Origin of the sequence: Paenibacillus gallinarum, assembly GCF_014836635.1 — a bacterium.
GTDB classification, from domain to species: Bacteria; Bacillota; Bacilli; order Paenibacillales; family Paenibacillaceae; genus Paenibacillus; species Paenibacillus gallinarum.
Genome location: NZ_JACSQL010000006.1, coordinates 223012 through 244727 on the forward strand (window position 1 = coordinate 223012; position 21716 = coordinate 244727).

At 40.9% G+C, this 21716-nt stretch carries 19 protein-coding genes; 13 read left to right on the plus strand and 6 right to left on the minus strand.

Annotated elements, in window-relative coordinates; all coding sequences use genetic code 11:
- Positions 1–55 precede the first annotated feature (55 nt).
- The 3 genes from H9647_RS14930 to H9647_RS14940 all read left to right on the plus strand — a co-directional run bounded on the left by H9647_RS14930 (position 56) and on the right by H9647_RS14940 (position 3385).
- Entirely contained in the window at positions 56–1075 is a 1020-nt protein-coding gene (locus H9647_RS14930) for a DUF1835 domain-containing protein (protein ID WP_191801275.1), read from the plus strand.
- 10 nt (positions 1076–1085) lie between these two features.
- On the plus strand, positions 1086–1970 hold the full coding sequence (locus H9647_RS14935; RefSeq protein ID WP_191801277.1) for a TIGR01777 family oxidoreductase: 885 nt from the start codon (positions 1086–1088) through the stop codon (positions 1968–1970).
- 485 nt (positions 1971–2455) lie between these two features.
- The gene (locus H9647_RS14940) at positions 2456–3385 is read left to right on the plus strand and encodes a tyrosine-type recombinase/integrase (RefSeq protein WP_225229318.1); all 930 of its coding nucleotides are present in this window, start codon (positions 2456–2458) and stop codon (positions 3383–3385) included.
- A 240-nt stretch (positions 3386–3625) separates the two neighbouring features.
- On the opposite strand, the gene H9647_RS14945 is transcribed toward H9647_RS14940, so the two are convergent.
- The 4 genes from H9647_RS14945 to H9647_RS14960 all read right to left on the minus strand — a co-directional run bounded on the left by H9647_RS14945 (position 3626) and on the right by H9647_RS14960 (position 8399).
- The gene (locus tag H9647_RS14945) at positions 3626–4981 is read right to left on the minus strand and encodes an FAD-binding oxidoreductase (protein ID WP_225229310.1); all 1356 of its coding nucleotides are present in this window, start codon (positions 4979–4981) and stop codon (positions 3626–3628) included.
- A gap of 313 nt (positions 4982–5294) precedes the next feature.
- Positions 5295–6440: a DHHW family protein gene (locus tag H9647_RS14950; RefSeq protein WP_191801279.1), complete on the minus strand. Its 1146-nt coding sequence runs from the start codon at positions 6438–6440 to the stop codon at positions 5295–5297.
- A gap of 13 nt (positions 6441–6453) precedes the next feature.
- On the minus strand, positions 6454–7860 hold the full coding sequence (locus H9647_RS14955; protein WP_191801281.1) for an MBOAT family O-acyltransferase: 1407 nt from the start codon (positions 7858–7860) through the stop codon (positions 6454–6456).
- Positions 7861–7898: 38 nt separating this feature from the next.
- Complete coding sequence (locus H9647_RS14960; protein ID WP_191801283.1) at positions 7899–8399, minus strand: DUF4358 domain-containing protein; 501 nt, start codon at positions 8397–8399, stop codon at positions 7899–7901.
- 322 nt (positions 8400–8721) lie between these two features.
- On the opposite strand from H9647_RS14960, the gene H9647_RS14965 reads away from it, so the two are divergent.
- The 7 genes from H9647_RS14965 (at position 8722) to H9647_RS14995 (ending at position 15305) form a co-directional block, all read left to right on the plus strand.
- On the plus strand, positions 8722–10542 hold the full coding sequence (locus H9647_RS14965; RefSeq protein WP_191801285.1) for an APC family permease: 1821 nt from the start codon (positions 8722–8724) through the stop codon (positions 10540–10542).
- 125 nt (positions 10543–10667) lie between these two features.
- Complete coding sequence (locus H9647_RS14970) at positions 10668–11057, plus strand: hypothetical protein (protein WP_191801287.1); 390 nt, start codon at positions 10668–10670, stop codon at positions 11055–11057.
- A gap of 174 nt (positions 11058–11231) precedes the next feature.
- Positions 11232–12482 carry a stalk domain-containing protein gene (locus tag H9647_RS14975; protein ID WP_191801289.1) on the plus strand — a complete coding sequence of 417 codons (1251 nt, stop codon included), beginning with the start codon at positions 11232–11234 and terminating at the stop codon, positions 12480–12482.
- A 236-nt stretch (positions 12483–12718) separates the two neighbouring features.
- A complete protein-coding gene (locus tag H9647_RS14980) occupies positions 12719–13096 on the plus strand; it encodes a PH domain-containing protein (RefSeq protein WP_191801290.1) in 378 nt (125 codons plus the stop codon).
- Positions 13097–13158: 62 nt separating this feature from the next.
- On the plus strand, positions 13159–13761 hold the full coding sequence (locus tag H9647_RS14985) for a hypothetical protein (protein WP_191801292.1): 603 nt from the start codon (positions 13159–13161) through the stop codon (positions 13759–13761).
- Between the two features lie 34 nt (positions 13762–13795).
- Complete coding sequence (locus H9647_RS14990) at positions 13796–14134, plus strand: hypothetical protein (protein ID WP_191801294.1); 339 nt, start codon at positions 13796–13798, stop codon at positions 14132–14134.
- Between the two features lie 352 nt (positions 14135–14486).
- Complete coding sequence (locus H9647_RS14995) at positions 14487–15305, plus strand: class I SAM-dependent methyltransferase (RefSeq protein WP_191801296.1); 819 nt, start codon at positions 14487–14489, stop codon at positions 15303–15305.
- Between the two features lie 18 nt (positions 15306–15323).
- On the opposite strand, the gene H9647_RS15000 is transcribed toward H9647_RS14995, so the two are convergent.
- Positions 15324–16022: a YoaK family protein gene (locus tag H9647_RS15000; RefSeq protein WP_191801298.1), complete on the minus strand. Its 699-nt coding sequence runs from the start codon at positions 16020–16022 to the stop codon at positions 15324–15326.
- Between the two features lie 73 nt (positions 16023–16095).
- Positions 16096–16395, minus strand: coding sequence for an MGMT family protein (locus H9647_RS15005; protein WP_191801300.1), 300 nt, complete (start codon positions 16393–16395; stop codon positions 16096–16098).
- A 181-nt stretch (positions 16396–16576) separates the two neighbouring features.
- Between H9647_RS15005 and H9647_RS15010 the strand changes: the two genes are divergently transcribed.
- The 3 genes from H9647_RS15010 to H9647_RS26190 all read left to right on the plus strand — a co-directional run bounded on the left by H9647_RS15010 (position 16577) and on the right by H9647_RS26190 (position 21669).
- Positions 16577–17128 (plus strand): hypothetical protein, encoded by a 552-nt coding sequence (locus tag H9647_RS15010; protein WP_191801302.1) that lies wholly within the window; start codon positions 16577–16579, stop codon positions 17126–17128.
- 334 nt (positions 17129–17462) lie between these two features.
- Entirely contained in the window at positions 17463–18779 is a 1317-nt protein-coding gene (locus tag H9647_RS26185; RefSeq protein WP_318245316.1) for a pullulanase-associated domain-containing protein, read from the plus strand.
- Positions 18760–21669, plus strand: a complete 2910-nt coding sequence (locus tag H9647_RS26190) for an S-layer homology domain-containing protein (protein ID WP_318245317.1) — start codon at positions 18760–18762, stop codon at positions 21667–21669. Before H9647_RS26185 ends, H9647_RS26190 begins: the two co-directional genes overlap by 20 nt.
- Positions 21670–21716 lie beyond the last annotated feature (47 nt).

The following is a 21716-nucleotide window of genomic DNA, read 5'->3' on the forward strand; positions in this document are numbered from 1 at the left end:
CATTATTTAATAAGGGGGAATAGCGCTGAGGCAGCTGAAAGATATCATTCATCAGATGGAAGACCAAGATGTCAGGCAGGCTCTTCTCGCATATCTATATACAGTCAAGCAGTATAAGGAAGAACCTGACCAAAAGGATATTTTCATTTCAGACATTGTCCATATATACAATGAACTAGTCGTTACCCCGGAAGAAGCAGCAAAGCAAAGGCTAGTTCCAAATCGTAAGACGGAAACAGTCCATATCGTGTTCGGTCATTCTACAGCAGGAAGTGTAAGACAGGCCATCAAACAGCTGAGTTTACAGAAGTCCGATGGGATCATCTGTTTTCCAGATCTGTTTTCTGTGGGACCTATATGGAAACTTCATGAACCAGAAGGAAGACGATATCGTGAAGAATGGATGAGAACTCACCTCGATCCAGAATATACAGATAATAATTTCACTCATCATGGTGAATTGAATCCTATCCAAATGGTTCAGCAGATACCAGAACAAGCTCGAATTGTAATCTGGGATGGAGATTCAGCTCATGAAAAAATAGGATCAAGGTACGTTCAATATTTATTAAAAGAGTATAAGAATGAAATAATTGAAATCAATGCTGTTAGGATATGTGAAAGAAAGTACAATATACCGAAGCATCAACAATATTATCGCCATACGGGAGAAATTAGGACGGAAGACCTTATTGAAGTGTTTCATGAAATGAAACGAATCTATCCATTAACTACAGAACAAAGAAGTAAGTACGAACAAGAATGGTTGAGATATGCCGAGTCAAAGCAGGTGCTTAGGCTGTGGGATAATGGGGAAGTAAATACAGTAGAAGAAAATTATTTAGATGATTACTTGCTTCATACTGTCTACAAGTTACAGAGTCGCTCTAATCAAGATGGTTTTTTGAAAGCAGCGCGGATCGTAGGGGAAGCTATGGGGTATTTGGAGCAGTATATCGGCGATTCGTTTTTTGAGTATCGATTACGGAGCTTAATCTATGAGGGTAAACTTGAGATTCGAGGGGTACCTAGTGCCATGAGATATTACTCGGTTCGTATAAATCTTAGTGAATGAGGTGAGCTTTATGGGGAAGGTTGTGCTAGCCGGCGGTACGGGGTTTATCGGCCAATTTTTCGAGAAGGAATTTAAGGGCAAAGGCGACACCGTATACATTATATCAAGGCAAGAGGGGCATATCTCTTGGGATGATAAATCTTCAATTGTTGAAGCACTGGAAGGAGCAGATCTGCTCGTTAACCTTGCAGGAAAATCAGTCAATTGCCGCTATAATGAGCGCAACAAGCGTGAAATCATGGAATCCAGGAAACGGACTACTAGGATCTTAGGAGAAGCGATAGAAGCTTGTATAGAACCGCCCAAGCTATGGATCAACTCTAGCACGGCCACGATCTACAGACATGCAGAAGATCGGCCTATGACGGAAGAAGAGGGAGAGATCGGAACAGGCTTCTCAGTAGATGTAGCAAAAGCGTGGGAAGAAGTCTTTTTCTCATTTACACTAGAACGGACCAGGCAGGTTGCCCTACGAATTTCCATTGTGCTGGGTAAAGACGGGGGAGTGATGACTCCTTATCTTTACCTAACTCGATTTGGGCTCGGGGGTAAGCAAGGCCCTGGAACACAAAAATTCAGTTTTATTCATGTGGAAGATCTATACCGGATCGTACAGTTTATCCAGCGGCGTGAGGATCTCAGCGGTGTGTTTAATGCGGCGTCTCCTTATCCTATATCTAATGAAAAGTTAATGGCTGAAATGCGTAGGAAGATGCATGTTCCATTAGGAATTCCTACTCCTGGGTGGATGTTAGAGATGGGGGCTGTTTTCATTCGGACCGAAACAGAACTGATTTTAAAAAGCAGATGGGTAGTACCCGAAAGATTATTAGCGGAAGGTTTTGAATTTCGTTATCCCACAATAGAAGATACATTAGAAGCTGTGCTGAAATAAATCCGGTTGTTTATTTAAAGCTCGATGGATCACATACGGCTACCATAAGATGTCGAATTACATTATCATTATCAAAAATCGCAACGCAAAAAGAGGTGTCTGATTCATACGAATCAGGCACCTCTTTTTATGCTTATATAGGGAATAAAAGAGAGCAAACACTTATAGCGTAATTCGGCATTTATTTTGTTATGTCTAATTATGTAGCGGGTTTAGGAGGTTTACCGGCTATTTTAAGGCATAGTATTACATAAAACGTCGTTATTTTACTAGCAAATAAGGATTATTTCTAAACTTCGTATAACAACCGTATATAGCGAAAAAATACAGCTTTCATTACATCAAAAAACTGCGTATAATATAAATTATACGCAGTATCTGTTTATATTCGATTTATTAAAGAGAGTCGACCACTTACCTAAGTTCGTAGACGTAGATCGACACGTATTTTGCTTATAAACTCTAATTTTGAAGAATGGTAGGTGATGATGTTGAATGCAGAAATCTTAGAAACTATTTTAGAAACCTATGCTGAAGAACTCGAAGCATTTGATATCTGGCTGAAAGATGCGGGGTACACTGGCCACACCATTAAATCTTATAAAAGTGATGTGTTTGAGTTTTTATCTTCTCTAAATGGGAAGTCACTAGATAAAGTGAAGAAGCTACATGTTCTCTCTTTTCTGTCCAAGGCTCGTGATCGGGGGATCAGTGATTCAACTCGGAATCGTAAACACGCTTCGGTGCATTGTTTCTTCAAGGCGCTGATTGAACTCGAACTTCTCGAAGTGAATCCGGCAACAGGAATTAAGAAATCGAGAACAGAGAAAAATAAAGCACCCGTATTTTTAGATGAAGTAGATCTGCCGAAATTCATGAAATCGGTGGAGGGGAAATATCGGAATCGCAATCTAGCGATTTTTCTGCTTATGGCATATATGGGTCTGCGGGTAGGAGAAGTTCATTCTTTGAATGTTGGAGATTATAATTCGCAGCGTAGTACGATCGATGTATTTGGTAAGGGGAGAAAGTGGCGTACGTTACCCGTTCCCACTGCAGTAAGAGATGTGCTTGATGAAGTGCTAGCCGAGAGAATTGAACCTCGTAAATCGAAAGAAGAAGCATTCTTCATCTCCCAGCAAGGGAGAAGGTTGTCCATTCGGACAATACAGTTGATTGCAGCTGAGACGTTTGATCGTTTTCAAGAGAATGAAGGGATCACCCGCAAAAAGGCATACTCCAGTCATAAATTGCGACATTCTTTTGCGACGATGATGCTTCGTAAAGGTGCCGATCTCAGAACCGTGCAAGAGTTGCTCGGGCATTCATCTATTGAGACTACAACCGTCTATACCCACGTTACCAATAGAGAGAAGGAACAAGCCATGGCTATGCTTGAGATCGATCTATCTTAATTGATAATCTAGTTTACATAATATTTATTATGTAAACTAACAAACGATTTAGTAGATTTCTTGATTAAGAATTTGGATTAAGACGGTTTAACAACATGGTTCAATAACATAGATCAATAGAAGAAGGGCTGCCAATAAAGCAGCCCTTTGCTTCATTATCAAAAGTGTTTTCATATTCATACTTATAAAGATGCTTTAACCCATTCTCTGAGTAATAGTGAATGTCACACTAGAGCTGGTCTATCCTTTTCGAGCAGGAGGAATACTTTGGGGGTTATTAAACACATTTTTAGGATCATATTTCGCTTTCACTTTACGTAATCTAGCATAGTTTGTTCCATAGTATACCGGTCCTGAATTTTTGATGCCTTGGTCTGGTACGTTAATATAAGACCCTACGATATAGGGTTGTAGCTTTCGGCGTGTATTACGAGTTAAGGCGATATTTTTAGCAGCATCGGCTGGATTAATCCAGGAGGTATTCCATTCCACATAAAATTTGGCGTTACGCCAGAAGAAAGCACTTGCTTTTGGTGAAACGCGGCTTACCGCACCGCCCCAGTTGAGGAAGAAAAATCCGGCTGTCGAATCTGCCTCTGCATTCTCTAGAAATTCCCGCATTACTTTTACGGCTTTGTCAGGAAAAACAGACTTTCCGAAACCTGAAGAGAACTGGTTGCTATACTTCTGGGTAAGTACTGGATCTGGTGCTAATAAGAAGTTCACCACTTCCGTGTAAGGTAATAACCGGATAATACTCTCCGTTGGAGTTCCGACGGATGTAATCGGCTTAAGTAGGCGGACTGCCTCTGTTTTTGATCCGAGGAACAAGCCCTCCATGGTGACGTTGCCGCCTTTTTTAGGACCAATATTCAGTTCACTTCCAAGTCTTGTATCGACAGAAGGAGCCCACCTTTGCCATACTTTCAATACCTTTTCGAACTGGTTCCATGGCCATGTAATCTTAAATACGGTAGCCTTCGCAGGGGCTTTGCGCACTTTGAATTTGTATTTTGTGCATATTCCAAAGTTACCGCCGCCGCCCCCACGGGAAGCCCATAAAAGATCAGCATTCTTCTTATGATTAGCAATAATTACTTTTCCATTTGCATCGACCATTTCTAGTCCAATCAGATTATCGCTGATAAGCCCAATTGTACGCTGTAACGGCCCGATTCCTCCACCGAGTGTGATTCCGCCGATCCCCACGGTTGGACTGTCACCAAATGGAGCTATAAATCCTTGTGCAGCAAGGGTTTTAGCAATTCTCCCGACTAGGTTACCTGTCTCAACAATGACCGTCCCATTCTTCTTATCCAGCTTAATACTTTGCATCTTGCTCACATCTATAACTATGCCTCCGTTAACTTGCGAGAGGTTGTTCTCGAGTGCATGTCGTCCACTTCTGGCCCGGATGGGGACATGATGATGACGAGCCCATTTTATAGCATTAGCCACATCTTGCGTTTTTAGAGCAAAAACAAAGACTTTCGGATATCTGTCTGTATGAGGATCCCAATTTCTACGTGCAGCCTCATATCCCGGATCTCCTCGGAAAATCACTTTACCAGTCAGTTTCACTTTTGAATTCACCATAACAACTCCCTAGTGCAAAAATGGATTACACCGATATCTTACAAACACGGTATCGTCCATTATATGGAGGACAGTAGACTATGGTGTAGGTGAATACTCATAATGGAACTCTGATAGAGGAAACTTCGGAGATTAAGATCGTATCTAATAGGCGTGTTAAGAAAACATCGAACATTGTAAAAAATTCTAATTTAGTTTACATAATAAATATTAAGTTAACTAAATTAGATCAACCGAATGATTCATCTGCAAAATAAAAAATCCGTAAAGATAAAAGTCATCATCAACTTTTTCTTTACGGAGATCCTAAATGTTAATTAAGCCATTTAAAAATATCTTCTTGAGCTATAGTCGCTACGCTATATAACAGAAGCATATCATCAAAATGATGTTCCTCTAGATACTCGTCTACATCCATCCGGAAGTAACGCATGTCAATCATATGAATGGTAGAGTAATGCTGGGCTAGAAACGGCACCATTGCATTAGCATAGGAGTCTTTAAACACGATAATACTGCGATCTTTATTAGCTTCCTCATGAGGAATGTTGATCGTTACAAGCGGGTAGTTTCCGCCGAAAAACACCTTGTATTTATCCCGCTCATTCTGTGCATTCAAATCGTAAAAAGAATTCTTACATGTGTTCTGTCCCTCGATACAGACTTCGTATTCCTGAAGAGAAGTCTCCAGCAATTCTAGATGATCAGGAGTAATATTACGCTGGTTTGCCTTGGTATAAAATGTACCGTAGAACGAATCGCTGAACTGCTTTGCCTCAAGTGCTGCTTCAGGAGTAGGAGAGAGGCCAATCGTATCCGCAAAGGCTTGATATCCATAGTACGCGCCGCGTGTCGTCCAGTGATGATCGGTACGATAATAGATTTGTGCGGTACTTTTCTTCTGCTGTAGTACTTCTCTGATATCAACGGGCGCAACCCGTCCACTCAGTTCGCTAAAGATTTGATCCATCAGTGGTGACTGGGGAGCGTCCGTTGCTTCCGCATATTTGGGTAAATACTCGCCATTCAGCGTTTGGGAGTTGGGAACAAGCAGAAGAGATAACGAATCTACATCCTTCTGATGACGCTCAGCAAAACGAGCAATCTGTTTTATATTCTGGCCCAGCTGTTCCTCATCGTAAGTAAACCGTTCAAACAGATATCCTGAACTACCAAAGAATACTTGATTATTCTCCGTTTTGCCTGACATTCGCTCCATATCTGATTTGAGTCCGACCCAGTTGTCACGACCTACAAACTGATCCACCAGATAATCGTCCAGTTGATCTGTGTATCGTCCACTCCAGAGTTTGTCCCAGGAGAAGGAGGGGAACTTAGCTAAGACACGATTTTCAAATTCAGATAAGGTCCGGTCCGGTTCCCATAAGCTCCACATACCAAAACAGCTGATAAATAGAAGAAAGCCGCTGGTTACGATAACTGCTCTTTTACGATCCAATCATCATCACCTCCTAAAAACGGAAATACAGAAATGGATTATACGAGTCATCAATAATGTACGCTGTGGAAGCGAGCAGAAGGATGGTTAAGACAATCGCTTCGAGGATCGCCATGACTGTACGATTCATTCTGTTATTTAATTTTGATGCCAAACGAGCTGCAATAGGTGTCGAGGCGAACGTTAATATCACGAGCAGTGCTCCATACGATTGTAAATAGTAAAGATTCGTTCTACTTATCCATTCCGCTTGGCTAAATCCAAGCATCACATAAAGATAGTGAGGAAGTAGAGCAAGATCCTCAATAGCGAATAAGGTCCAGCCAATCAGGATGACAGCTATAAAATACAGGTGCCGGAAAGGACGCCAGATCCTTTCAAGCCATTTTCCAAGCCATAACTTCTCGATCACAATAAGGAAACCAAAGTACAAGCCCCACAGCACAAAGTTCCAGCTCGCTCCATGCCATAATCCAGTCAAAAACCAGACAATAAATAGGTTTACGAGAAGCCTCCACTTACGAACCCTGCTTCCCCCGAGCGGGAAATATACATAATCTCGAAACCACGAGCCGAGCGTAATATGCCATCTTCGCCAGAACTCGGAAGCATTTTCAGATATGTAGGGATAACGAAAGTTCTCAGGAAATTCAAAGCCGAGCATTCTACCAAGTCCAATGGCCATATCTGAATAACCGCTGAAGTCAAAATAAATCTGAAAAGCAAACGCAAGAATCCCAATCCACGCACCCATGATGGTTAATTCACTGCTTCCAGATAGCGTAGTGTCCCAAAGCATTCCAATGTTATTGGCAAGCAGTACTTTTTTGGCTAGACCGATGATAAAGCGGCGCACACCACTTGCAAAAAGCTCCATGGATACGTGGCGGCGAGCGAGCTGTTTATCAATATCTTCATACCTGACAATAGGTCCTGCTACTAACTGCGGGAACATGGATACAAATGCTGCAAAGTTGATAAAACTCCGCTGCGCACGAACATTTCGCCGGTAAACATCAATCATATAGGACATCGTTTGGAACGTATAAAAAGAAATTCCAATCGGAAGCGGCAGATCGAGAGCCGCAAAGTTAGTACCCAGCAGATCGTTCGCAGAATGAATAAGAAAATCAGCATATTTGAAAAAACTGAGTACGCCAATATTTACGATCAGGGAGAATACAAGGATAAATCGGCGTATTTTCTCGCGCTGCTCATATCGATCCATTAGGAGCCCATTCATGTAATCTATCACTGAGGAAAACAGTAGAAGAAGAATATAAACCGGTTCTCCCCAAGCGTAAAAAAGCAAACTAATAAGAAGAAGCGCCGCATTCTTCCATCGCTGCGGCGCTACAAAATATACTAATAAAGCTGCGGGTAAAAAGTAAAACAAAAAGGCTACAGAGCTAAAAACCAAGGATATTCCCTCCAGTCTTCCTTCAAAGGGCTCGTGAATTATTTGCTCTCGGAAGTCAAAGCATTTGTAAAGGCTTGTTCCATTCTTTCAGCATCGTTTGAAATTAAGAGTGCCAAATAGTTGCCTTGTTGCTTAATAATGTGGTTCTTCACTTTTTCGTATTGTTCTGGTAAATAAGTACTCCAATTTCGTTCTTGATTAGCAACTTCTTTCTCCAGTGCAGCTTTTAGTTCTTCTACATTCGAAGCATCAGATGCTTTTAAAATAATAAATTCATCGGCATGTACATTCATCATCGCTTTCATGTACTGTCCTTCTTCAATAATCGTCGGATCAATACCTAAGTTTCTTGCCGTCTCTGTATCTTCTTTGAGATTTATGTCGAAGAACTGGTCTTTATTCATCTCCGTTTTCTGCATAATAACTTCCATTAATTCACTTACCGGTACGTTAACTTCATTAACTTCCTCCGCTTTTTGTGTTCCACATCCAGCGATCACCATCGTAAACGTCATTAACATCAAAATCATTTTCTTCATTTCTTAGCAACTCCTTCTAATTCTCATGATGTGAAATATTCTTTCCTTAGAGTTAGACAAATTAATCATTTAGAAGGTTCCCTTTTCAAAAAAAACTTTTTTTTCTCTAAAAAAACACAATCGAACGAGATAAATAAAGCTACGAAGAGATTTTTAATCTGCGGTACATAATTCCTGTATGTATTCGGCTTCGTTTGATTTCTTTAGACCTTCGTGCTCCTTTACCATTTAAAGGCAATGGGAGTATGATTCATCTGCTGAGAGGATAAACACATAGAAAAGAAAACTCAGCACTAGATACGGGGTAAAGAGGGAGATCTTTATGGTTAGAAAAATGAAGCGATTATTGATTGGACGCCCTATGAAAAACAGCGAACTAGAAGGAGAGAAACTAAGTAAATTAAAGGCGCTCGCCGTACTTTCTTCGGATGCATTATCGTCCGTAGCTTATGGTACAGAACAAATTCTCATTGTTTTGATGGCAGTGGGTGCTGCAGCTGCCTGGTATTCCATACCGATTTCACTTGCAGTACTCGGACTACTCGTCATTCTAATATTCTCATATAGACAAACGATTTATTCATACCCATCAGGCGGGGGCGCCTATATCGTAGCAAAAGATAACATCGGGTTATCAAGCGGTCTGCTCGCAGGAGGATCTCTGCTTGTCGATTACATCTTGACTGTTGCCGTAAGCTCTTCCGCAGGAACGGATGCCATTACATCCGCTTTTCCAGTACTTCATGATTACCGGGTGCTTATTGCACTCACCATGATTCTACTGCTCACGATCCTAAATCTGAGAGGGATTACGGAGTCTGCTTCCGTACTTGCATTACCGGTTTACTTATTTGTCTTTGCCATTGTTGTACTGATTATTACCGGATTTGTTAAATATGCGATGGGCGGAGCAGAACCAGCCGTTCCAGTGGAATGGGGGAGCGCCGCAAACAATGTAAGTCTCTTTCTCTTGTTAAAAGCTTTCAGTTCGGGGTGTTCTGCGCTGACAGGTGTAGAAGCGGTATCCAATGCCATTCCTAACTTCCGGGCTCCAGCAGAGAAGAATGCTGCAAAAACGTTAGTCATGATGGGGTCTATACTTGGTTTTATGTTTATAGGTATCAGCTTACTTGCCTACTGGTATGGGATTATACCAAGCGAAAAAGAAACGGTCGTATCGCAAATTGCGAATTCCGTTTTTGGCAGGGGGACGATTTATTACATCATCCAAGGGATTACGGCACTCATTCTATTTTTAGCAGCAAATACGGCTTATTCTGCTTTTCCATTACTTGCCTTTATGTTAGCAAAAGATAAATTTATGCCGCATATGTTTCTCGTCCGCGGTGATCGGCTTGGTTATTCCAACGGTATCATTTTCCTTGGGGTTCTATCAGCTGTACTTGTGATTGCTTTCCACGGGAATACAGAAGGATTAATTCCACTGTATGCAGTTGGGGTATTTATCCCCTTTACCTTGTCCCAACTCGGTATGATGATCCGCTGGATTAAGCTGAAACCATCTGGTTGGCAAATTAAGCTTCTTATTAATACGGTTGGTATGCTGACTACGCTAAGTATTACACTGATCTTTATTTTCACTAAATTCAGTCAAGTATGGGCCGTCTTTATTTTCTTACCGCTGGTCATTTGGATCTTTATGCGAATTCACCGTCACTATATTCATGTAGCAGATCAGCTTCGGATTAATATCCAGGAAGATAAACTACAGATTAAAGGAAGTACGGTCGTCGTTCCAATTGGGGGGATCACAAATGTTGTTCGCAATTCACTCAGTTATGCCAAGTCATTAACCGATAATGTGGTAGCTGTATATGTTGGGTTTGATGATGACAGCATTCATAAGATGGAAGAGAAGTGGGAGGGATGGAACCCAGGCGTTAGACTCATCACCCTGAAATCGAGTTACCGAAGTATTGTAAAGCCGCTCATAAAATTTATAGATACGGTGGAATGGAAGAAAAATGAGACAGATCATATTACTATTTTGATTCCGCAGTTTATTACAAAACATTGGTGGCAGTATGTTCTTCATAATCAAACCAGCCTGCTGCTTCGAGCTTATCTTTTCCGGCATAAGGACGTCGTCATTTCTACAGTGACTTATCATCTTGATAAATAATAGGGAAGAAGCCGTCTCTTAGGAGGCGGTTTTCTTTTTAATAAGGAGGATTCGATAATCAAAGCTAAATATGTTACTCTTTAAGGTAGCATTTGATTACTAAGTAACTAAAGGTGGATTTGTCTTTGAAACGAGAGAAAAACAAAAAAAATATACTCACTTTTGTAAAAGAAAATAAGGAACTTGAAGTACCGATCAAAGCAACAGGTTCTTTGAACTGGGTTGGCTCTTTTCGCCTATTTAATGCATATCGAAAAGTAAAACCTACGCGTATGATTCTGCCTGCGCTCATTATATTGTATTTTATTTTGGCTCAGATGATCATAATGTTCTTCTCCATCCTGGTGTCCACGTCATTTTTCCCAGCCTTTCTGGTAGGTTTTGCGGTATGGGCACTGTTGAACAAATATTTAATCTGGGTGCTAAAAGAAACTACGGTCAGAACGGTGATCAAAGAAGGATATACACCTCTTGAAAATGCAGACAAGCAGTACGTAGATTCTCTGTATCTATAATTTTGATGTGTCACATAGCTGTTACTCAAAAAACCGTCATGTACGGTTTTTTTGTTTTTTATAAACCAAGATAAGCAAAATAACCCATTTTAATGTAGATTTATAGTAGAATAGTAGTGGTAGTTACTAGATTTATAGTTAATTACCACCACTACAGAAGAATGGGGAAAACATATGAGACCATGGGGAAAATTAATTTTAAGCTGTGCCATACTACTAGGAGGTACTGTAGGAAGTACCGGTATTCCTTCCACTTATGCAGCAACGAATCAAGTAAAAATAGTGCTGGACGGTTACTCACTTCCGTTCCCAGTAGCACCTGTCGTTATTAGCGGAACAACAATGGTTCCTTTCAGAGCTATTTCTGAAGCCCTCGGTATTAATGTACAGTGGAATCAGAAACTTAAAAAAATTACAGCAACGAAACAGACTGATGAAGGAAGTAAAGTCGTAGAACTCACAATGGGAAGTAAGACAGCTAAAGTAAATGGACAAAATGTACCTCTTACTCTCGCACCAAGGACCATCAGTAATACAACCATGATCCCGCTTAGCTTCTTCAGTCAGCAGTTTGGAGCAGCCGTCGGCTGGAATCAAGCCGCAAAGACCGTGTCAATCACTTCTCCAAGAGAAGAAATGTATACAATGGGATTCTATGCTCTTCGCTCTTATGATGAAATCAAGTATCTGCCAAGCCTGGATGCTGCCGCTTTCGGTTGGGGACGAATTGACCGGGAAGGAAACTTCACAACCACAGGTGACGAATATAAATGGCCTTCTTCACTAGGAGACATCACAGGAGAGAGTATTGTACAAGAAGCACAGAGCGTGGGGACAGCTTCTTCTTTCATGGTATATGCCTTAGATGGGCAGCTTGAGCTTACGAAGAATTTAGAAGACAAGCAGCTTCAAGCTAAGACAATTGAGGGTATCGTGACTACGGCGGTAGAAAAAGGGTTTAAAGGAATTACACTTGATTTCGAAGGGCTTGGACTCACTGGTGATTCTGCCAAGGTGAAAAGTGATTACAATGCTTTTGTCAAAGCGATTGCTACACGGGCTCACTCGGAAGGACTTACCTTAACTCTTGCTCTCCATCCAATTAACAGTTCCTACAAAGGCTACGACTACAAAACGCTAGGAAATCTGGCTGATGAACTTATTATCATGGCATATGCCTTCGAAAATGAAAAAGGACCCGAACCTCTTGCCAAGGTAGACGAAGCGATTCGCCTTGCACTGAAAGAGACAAGTAAAGATAAACTGCTCCTTGGTATTTCCAGAGGCAGTGAAGATGCAGCAAGCATTAATAGTAAGATTGGTCTTGCCAAACGGTACGATCTCAAAGGAATAGCACTGTGGAGACTAGGCATTATTGGTCCTGCGGCTTGGACTGAGATGAATAAGTCCATTGTACTTGACTAATTAAACTCATTCTTCATAAAAGTAAGCTAAAGAACACAGCCCCTTGTTTGTGAGGTTGTGTTCTTTTTATTGTTATGGAATGAATCGATTTCATTATACCTTTTAATAAGTGAAGAAATTGAAATTTCTTTCATCGGTAAATATTTGGAACTTGTTTTTCCTGAATTTAACTGATCATTTCTATAAACATCCTATATAATATGGAAACAAACGATTTTTAGAAAGAGGGATGAGACATGGGTTTTTTTGATGGATTGCTAGGAAATGCTTCTCAAGTCAATTTAAATGAAATACAGAAGGAGTTTGCTCCTTTGCTTGCTCCAAATGAACAAATTGAGCGTGCGTACAAATTAATAAGGGATATGTTTATTTTTACGAATAAGCGTCTGATTATTGTCGATAAACAAGGATTAACAGGGAGAAAAGTGGAGTATCATTCAATTCCATATAAAAGTATCTCGCATTATTCCATTGAGACGGCAGGGCATTTCGATATGGAAGCTGAGCTGAAAATCTATATCTCCAGCAGTACGGTACCGATTCAGAAAAACTTTAATAAAAGTACAAATATTTATGAAGTACAAAGTGTATTGTCCTATTATATTTTGAATTAAATGAAACAAGCAGATATCAGTCATCATGGACAGTCAGGAGCGAGAAAATTAGTTCGATTGAAATGTTAAACCATATACTCTTTGCAGCAAGCGTGGTCTTCGTTTGCTGCATCGTTAGTATTTTTTGTATTTGGCTAAGTAGAGGTATGTTAAAGCTCTATAGAATTGTTAGAAGAGTAAGAATCAGCCAAGCGTATTTAGACCCACCGGAACGTTTGAGGCTAGGAGAGTGGGCTGAACTGTTTTTATATGGGACAGCTATATTAACTCTTTTATTTTTTTGTATCATTCGAATTGTTATCGTTTTTCTAGGACCTGAAGATGCGATGGTTCTACCTGAATCTGAAAGTCTAACATATAGAGATATTGTATTGTACTTCTTCAATGGACGCAGAAATGAACTTGGGTGGAATCATTACATTGCGATTAGTTTAAATTCTTTAGGTGCTTTCTTTTTTGTTATCTTACTCATTATCTTGATTCTTAAATTGGCGTTAGCTATATCTGATAAATTGAGAAAAGAGCGATCCTTTCGTAGTGGAAAAGGAATGAGATTGTTAGGTAAAGAAGAAAGCAGGATAAGTACGAAATTTGTAAGTATATTCGTTTTTTTATCCGGGATTTTTCGTTATACAAGCCAACTATTTCTTTACTGGTATGAATAGATAAAAGTAAGATGCCTCTTAGTACAGTCATCAAATGAAGGGAAAATGGATTTTGGATAATGACGCAAGGACAGGGTTTACAGTAACATTGCAACGTATCATAAGCGGAGATCTGAGCGAAATCATGTGGAATGATTATATAGCTCTAGCCTTATACTTGGTGGGCGCGATCTGGCTTATTTCTTCTCTATATGTAGATATCAGACGGTTCTTTAAGCGAAGAATGAAAAAGCGTCAAGGTAGGAGTGAAAGGGACATCTTCTCAAGAAGATGGGAACAACATGCACGGGCGCGTAAGTCGTGTGGATATATAGAGCCTGGGATACTCATCGCGGTTGCCTTTTTGTTTAGAGATTGGTATACCCTTTTCTAAATGGATATTGTCTATAGCATTTATTGTGATTTGATATTATACTGTAAAAAATATACATATGTTTGTGATGATGGGTCTCGTTATTCGGAAGTGAATCTACAGAGAACTGCCGGTATGCTGAGAGGCAGGATGATGGCCGAAGAACTGCTCACCCCGGAGCAAGAGTGGATCATATTGTCATAATGATTGATACTCCGTCTAACCAGCGTTAACTGGTCTTTAAGATGTGGTGAGATATAAGATGTAGACTGTCTATATTTCATCACAAAGAAGAGTGGTACCGCGTCAGACTTTGCCTGTCGCCTCTTTTGAGGCGGCGGGCTTTTTATTTTCGATAAGGGAGGCAGTTGCTATGAGTCATATTATTGATTACTATTCCCGCTTTGATGAATGGGGAAGGCTTGACCGCGAACCACACGAGTTTATCGTGAACATGCATTTTATAAATAAGTATTTACCGCAGCAGGGACATCTGCTGGATAACGGAGCAGGTCCAGGGAAATATGCAATGAAGCTCGCACAGAAAGGATACCGGATCAGTTTATCTGATTTGACGCCTGCCCTTGTAGAATTCGCGAGAGAACAAGCAAAAGACCTGGACTTGGAGTCTTCCTTTACTGGTTTTCACGTTCAGAATGCGACAGATTTACATGAGCTAACAGATAACTCCTTTGATGCAAGTCTGATGCTTGGGCCTATGTACCATCTTCAAAGCGAAGAAGAAAGGTTGGCAGCAGTCCAGGAACTATATAGGGTGACCAAAGAGGAAGGAATCGTATTTGTTGCATTCCAATCCCGCACGAGAATGCTGTTCAATTCACTTCAGAATCCTGGGCATTGGAAGCCGAATCATACGATGGAAGGGATCGAAGCGTTTTTATCCAGCAGTAGCTTTACACATGATGAACCAGGCAGATTTACAGGTGCTTACTACTATGGTGTGGAAGAAATTCAGCCTTTTATGGAAAGTAACGGATTCAGTACGATTGAACTGATTGGTTCAACCAGTATCGGGGGATTGCTGGACGCAAAAACACAAGAATACTGGAAAGAGCAGGGGGAAGAAGTTTATCAGAAGTTTATATCCATTATGATTCAAACGGCAGCTGACCCTTCGATCCTTGGCGTATCTTCCCACTTGTTGTATATAGGACGTAAAAACAAAAGGTAATAGGACCGTTCTCCTGATTCATATTTTTTCTTGTGAAGCACGCTGAGCAGGAGATACACACATCATAAAGAAGACAATAAGAAGAAGACCGCTTGCAACCCATACCGCTTGATCTTCTAGATGATACGTGGCAAAGGTTCCGATAAAAGCCCCGCCTAGAAATGAACTGATGATCGTGGCAAACTTTTTAAATTGAACGGATGCAGATTGATCTTTACGAAACAAAGAAATGTAGAGGGCTCTAGATGCTGTATATAAATTCCCTGTTGTCACGGTCGTATTATAGGTCCACCCCTCTAGAGAACGAAAGGTTGAGATTTGCAGAGAGCCGACAAATACAATTAGGATCGTCACAATCATATTAGGAACGGACGCAGGAAGAAACCGGACGCCAAAAAGGACGAGAATCTCTAGCAAAAGTACAGCTCTCGAAGGATCTAATAATTTCCGTATGATCCAGGGATGATTGAGCATTTGCGCGACGAATACTCCGGTTATAAAGGCTGCAATAGGTGGAATGCGTACAAGAGCCTCATGCACGTTCCCCTTGGCAGCCTCAATACCGAGAAGAACCATATTCCCTGTCTGGGCGGTAGAGAATACACCATCCCTGCCAATGTAAGTATAAGCATCGAGATAACCTGCGACGAGAGATAATAAGGCGCCGATATAAACCGATTCTGGAGATAATTTCAGCATTTTTCGTTTACGGAACATATCAGACTTCCTTTATCATTTACTTGTCTTCAAGATGCCTAATCTGTCCGTATTTTATTCACTTTAGAATGATTCAAGCTTGATATCGGGTGAGGTCAATTCGCTTCGAAAGATCGAGCTCAACACCTTCGCTCTCAAGTAAACTTTGCTGTAGTGAGCGGTGCAAATCATCACTCATCGAAATTCCCCCTTGCTTATTCACTACCCGATGCCATGGAAGACTATATTTTTCACTCATGGAATGCAGGATTCGTACCACTTGTCTTGCTCCCCGGGGACTGCCTGCCAAAGCAGCTACTTGGCCATAGGTCATCACTTTTCCTTCTGGAATCGATTGTATGATATCTATAACTCTTGCTGTAAAAGGCTGCATAACTACAAACTCTCCTTCTCTTAAGTCTCATGTATTTTAGTATAGCAGAAGATATAGAAGTTGAATAAAGTACGAGTTCCCCCTTCGTTAATTTCAAAATCCTCGTTCAATATATAATAAATTGAATAATAAGGTTTATAGCCTTAATAGGATGATTGATGTACAAAGGAGGGAACTATTCATGATTTTGAAAAAGAAATATGGGGTTTATTTAGCAGTTGCACTTATCATTCTTATGATTGTTGTTGTTTATTTTATAAGTAGGCCTGCAGGGTTGTATGGGAACGATCAAGAGTCTATTGAGAAGATTCTTGAATCCGACGAAGTGTATCAAAACACAGAAATAGAAATTTTAGAGATCAAAGATATCTATAATAAAAGGGTGGTTGCTTTTCTAAGTGATCATAATCCTGCTTATGCTGAATTTAAGAAAGACGGGAAGGGGAATTATCTTCTTTCTAAGTTTCAAGATCGAAATGGGGAAGCTTTGTCTTCTTTTCTTATTCAAGAATTTGAAGATCAAGACGAAGTTCATGCCGCATCCATGTTGTATATTGCGAATCAAGATAACACGATCTCGAAGCTTGAACTTACCGTAAATGAAGACCAAGTATTCCAGCGGGAGTTCGAGGTGAATCAGAAAGCTGTGGAATGGATTGAACTTCCGGAGTCTAATGAGTTTCAGTTCAAGTATAGATATTATGATGAGAACGGCAAACCGCTAAATGAATAAAGACAAAAACTCTCTGCTCCGTTGAAGCAGGGAGTTTTTTTGATAAGAAGACAAAATTACAAAATTATGGGTTGACCGGATGTAAAAACAAACGGTAATATATTGTTGCAAACGGTTTCATTATGGAGTGAAGCAGAAATATAGATATAGAAGTGAAAACCGATACTGTTCTTAATAAAAAGTAGAGGAAATGGGGTGGTAGCCTTCTTTCTGAGAAGTCAGTTTATTCTGAAACTCGACACAAAAGGGCAATGATCGGCGTTTTGTGCAAACGTTTCCACAAAAGAACTGTGCTTTTTAATAACTGAATAAATCAAATGAAGGAGGATTTTTTATGATGTATTCTGTCAGGCGAATGGCTATTTTATTGTTAGTTTGTATGCTCGTGATTACAGGTTCAGGCTGGCATGCACTCACTGCTTCTGCCTCGGACAATGGGGTTCCTAAGCAACATTTACGCATCCATTACGAAGGAGACGGCGAAGGATTAGGCGTATGGACATGGGAGGATGTGGCTGCTCCGTCTCAAACATGGCCTACAGATGCAACCCCCTTTTCCGCAGAACAGCAGGATACATACGGAGCCTACGTCGATATACAGCTAAAAGAAGGTGCTCAAAAAGTAGGATTCTTAATCGTAAACCGGGAGAATGGACAAAAAGATGGGGGAGACAAAATGGTCAACTTAGACAACTTGTCTGTAAATGAAGTATGGGTGAAGAAAGGATCTGACAAAGTATATCCGATTGAACCGGAGATTACTACGGAATTGTTATCGGCAAAAGTAACTTCTGAAAATCAGATTCAGCTCCGCTTTTCAGATACAAAAGGACTATCAGATGAACAACTCTTAAGCGAAATCATCGCAAAAGATCGTGATGGTGAAGGGGTCCAAGTGAATAAGGCAGAGATCGTGAGTGACAGAATTGTCAATCTCGCAGCAGAAGTGACAATGGACAAATTACCCATAACTATCACTTATGCAGGGATCACAGTCACGACTATAACCGACTATAAAATGATCGATGCGGGATATTCGTATGATGGTAACGATCTTGGAGCTAGCTATACTCCAGAAAAAGTGACGTTTAAAATCTGGTCTCCTACCGCTTCAAGCGTAACCTTGAACGTCTATGACAAGGAAGATTCAACGATTCAGATTGGATTCAAGCCGCTTACGCTAGGTGAGAAAGGCGTATGGGAAGCAGAAGTTCAGCCGTCCGAGATGAATTTAGCGGATCTGAAAGGTTACTTTTATCAGTATGATGTAGTGAATAACGGAGTAAGCCGAAAAGTATTAGACCCTTACGCGAAATCAATGGCTGTGTTTGAAGTCGATACGAACGGGAATGCAGGACCTGATGGAGATACCGTTGGGAAAGCAGCCATAGTGAATCTTGAGGGTACGGACCCGCAAGGATACGATTATGCAACGATAGATGGATATAAGAAGAGGGAAGATGCAATAATCTACGAACTGCATGTGAGAGATTTTACATCAGACCCTTCTATTGAAGGTGAGTTAGGTGATACACGGTGGGGATCATATGCAGCGGTTAAACAAAAACTCAGCTATATTAAATCGTTAGGAGTAACTCACGTACAGCTTCTTCCTATTATGGCTTGGTATTATGGCTTGGTATTATGGTGATGAGACGAAGATGGGCGAACGGGAATTAACGTATTCTGCTAAAAACAATGAGTACAACTGGGGTTATGATCCGCATCATTACTTTTCTCCCGATGGTGCATATTCCGAAGATCCAGCTGATCCGGAGCTGCGGATTCGTGAAACGAAAGAAATGATCGATGCGATCCATGATGCCGGTATGGGGGTCCTTCTAGATGTTGTATATACTCATATGGCAAAAGCAGAACTTTTGAATGATATTGTGCCTAATTATTACGCATGGCAGGACGAAACAGGAAGTTTTGTTGGGGGATTTGGCAACAACCTCGCTACGAATCATGCAATGGCAGAGAAATTAATGGTCGATTCCGTAAAATACTGGTTTGAAGAATACAAAATTGATGGCATGCGCTTTGATATGATGGGCGATGCCACATACAGCTCCATTCAAAAAGCGTACGATGCAGCAGCAACGCTTAATCCAAATGCTCTATTCATCGGAGAAGGATGGAGAACCTTTAGCGGTGCCTTAGCAGAACCTTCGCTTGCCGGACAGGGTGCAGATCAAGACTGGATGGATCAGACGGATGATGTGGGTGTCTTCTCTGATGAGATCCGTAATGAGCTCAAATCCGGATTTGGTTCGGAAGGAGAACCGCGGTTTCTTACAGGTGGAGCTCGTGACATAGACCTCATTCTGAACAATATTAAAGGACAGCCAAGCAATACACCAGCAGACGCCCCAGGAGATATGGTTCAGTATATCGAAGCCCATGATAATCTGCCTCTATATGATGTCATTGCACAGTCCATTAAGAAGAACCCTGCCATTCCGGAAAATGATGTGGAAATTCATCAGCGTATTCGGCTGGGGAATCTCATGATTCTTACATCACAAGGTACCGCGTTCCTTCATGCGGGTCAAGAATATGGACGAACAAAACAGTGGTTTGGAGAAGGCGTTCCGGAGCAGAAGTTTCATGCCTTCGAAGACGAGGAAGGTGAAGTCTTTGGTTATTTCATTCATGATTCCTATGATTCTTCAGATGCCATTAATAAATTTGATTGGTCCAAGGCGATAGATTCAAATAAATACCCCGTAAATAATGTAACACGAAAGTACACAGAGGGACTTATTCAACTGCGTAAATCAACCAATGCATTTCGTCTGGGAGATAAAGGACTGGTTGACCGTAATATCAGTTTAATTGCTGCCCCGGAGATGAAAAAGAACGATTTAATTATTGCCTACAAAAACCAATCAACAGACCAAACCGGTGACTACTATGTTTTCTTAAACGCAGACCATTCTGAAAGAACATTAACGCTTCCTGTTGATTTAACGAAAGGAACAGTTGTCGTGGATCAAGATGAGGCAGGGATATCACAGGTACAGAACCCTTCTGGTTATGTTCTGAAGAAAGATTCTATCACTTTGGAGCCGCTTACCGCTGTCATTATCAAAATGAATTCATCTGCTGAAAACCCTACGGTACCAGAACCTTCAGAGCCATCAGAACCTTCTGTACCGTCAAAACCAACAAATCCTGCAACTCCTGCAGCTCCTTCCGTATCAGGACAAGAAGAGAAGTGGGAGCAAGATTTAACTGCTTTGCTTACTAACATTCCTGCAGATCCAAAGACAGCAGCAAAAAAAATGATGAGTATAGTCAAACCGCTACTCACCGTAAATAAATTCAGTACCACCATAGACCAGACGGGATCTACAATCGTTACACCTGACTCCTCCGCATTGAATCAAGCCTATAAACGTCTTCAAAGCGCATGGGGTCAGATTTCAAAACTAAATAAAACACAGCATAAAGATCTCCTGCTTACATTGCAACAAGAGCTTCAGGTGATAATCGATACGAAATCAGTTCAAGGGGAGCAGGTATCCGTCGATCTGCCGACTTCTTTTGTAGAACAAGTCCATCAATTATCATCAGGCGTTCAGTTTATATCAAACTCAGGAAGTGTCACAATCCCAGCAGGGGCGATCGAGGCGAATTATTTTATTTCTAAGGGCTCTTTTGTAATAACATTGTCCAAAGCTTCTGATTCCTCAACTGCGCATGATGCTTCTATGAAGGCAGTGGGAGATGGACTGACGTTCTCAATGAAGGTCAGTCAAAAAGGAAATGGCGGCGCCACGAGTGAAATTCTTCATTTCGTAAAACCTGTGTTGCTAGAAGGATTATACCGGTCAGAACAAGTGAAAAACCTGAACAAAACTGGATGGTATATGAAATCTAGTGATCAAAAGCGTAAGTACGTAAGTGATGTAAATGAAACACAGGTCAACTTATTAGAAACAAAACAAACGGGAACCTACTTCTTGCTTGAATCAATACTTACGTTCAGCGATATCCATCTAAGTTATGCTAAAAATGATATTGAGTATCTTAGTGCAAGACAGATCGTGAATGGAATAACAGACGATAAATTTGTTCCTAAGATGAAGGTGACGAGGGGCCAACTTGCGGTCATTCTTGGCCGGATGTTGGGTCTAACTGAGGAGACAGCTGCTAAACGTAAATTCACAGATGTTGAACCTCAGAAGTTTTACAGCAGTTATATAAATGCCCTGACTTCAGCTGGAATTGTAGAAGGAGATCCTAATCATACGTTCCGCCCAGAACAAAACATCACCCGTGAAGAAATGATAACTGCCCTGATGAATGCGTATGAATACAAAACAGGTCAGAAATTATCCGATATTCCAGGGTATGAAGAAGCTGAATTCCGTGATATTTCCGAGGTAAGTGCTTATGCGAAATCTGCTGTTAAAGCAGCTAAAACGCTTGGGATCATGGAAGGGAATGGCGGAGAATTTCAGCCAAAAGAAATAGCTACTAGGGAGCAACTCGCGAAAATGGCAGTACAGTTCCTAAAATCTACGAAGCAGTAACAGAAAAATAATACAGAGAAGATTAACAAGGGATTCTTATGAAATTC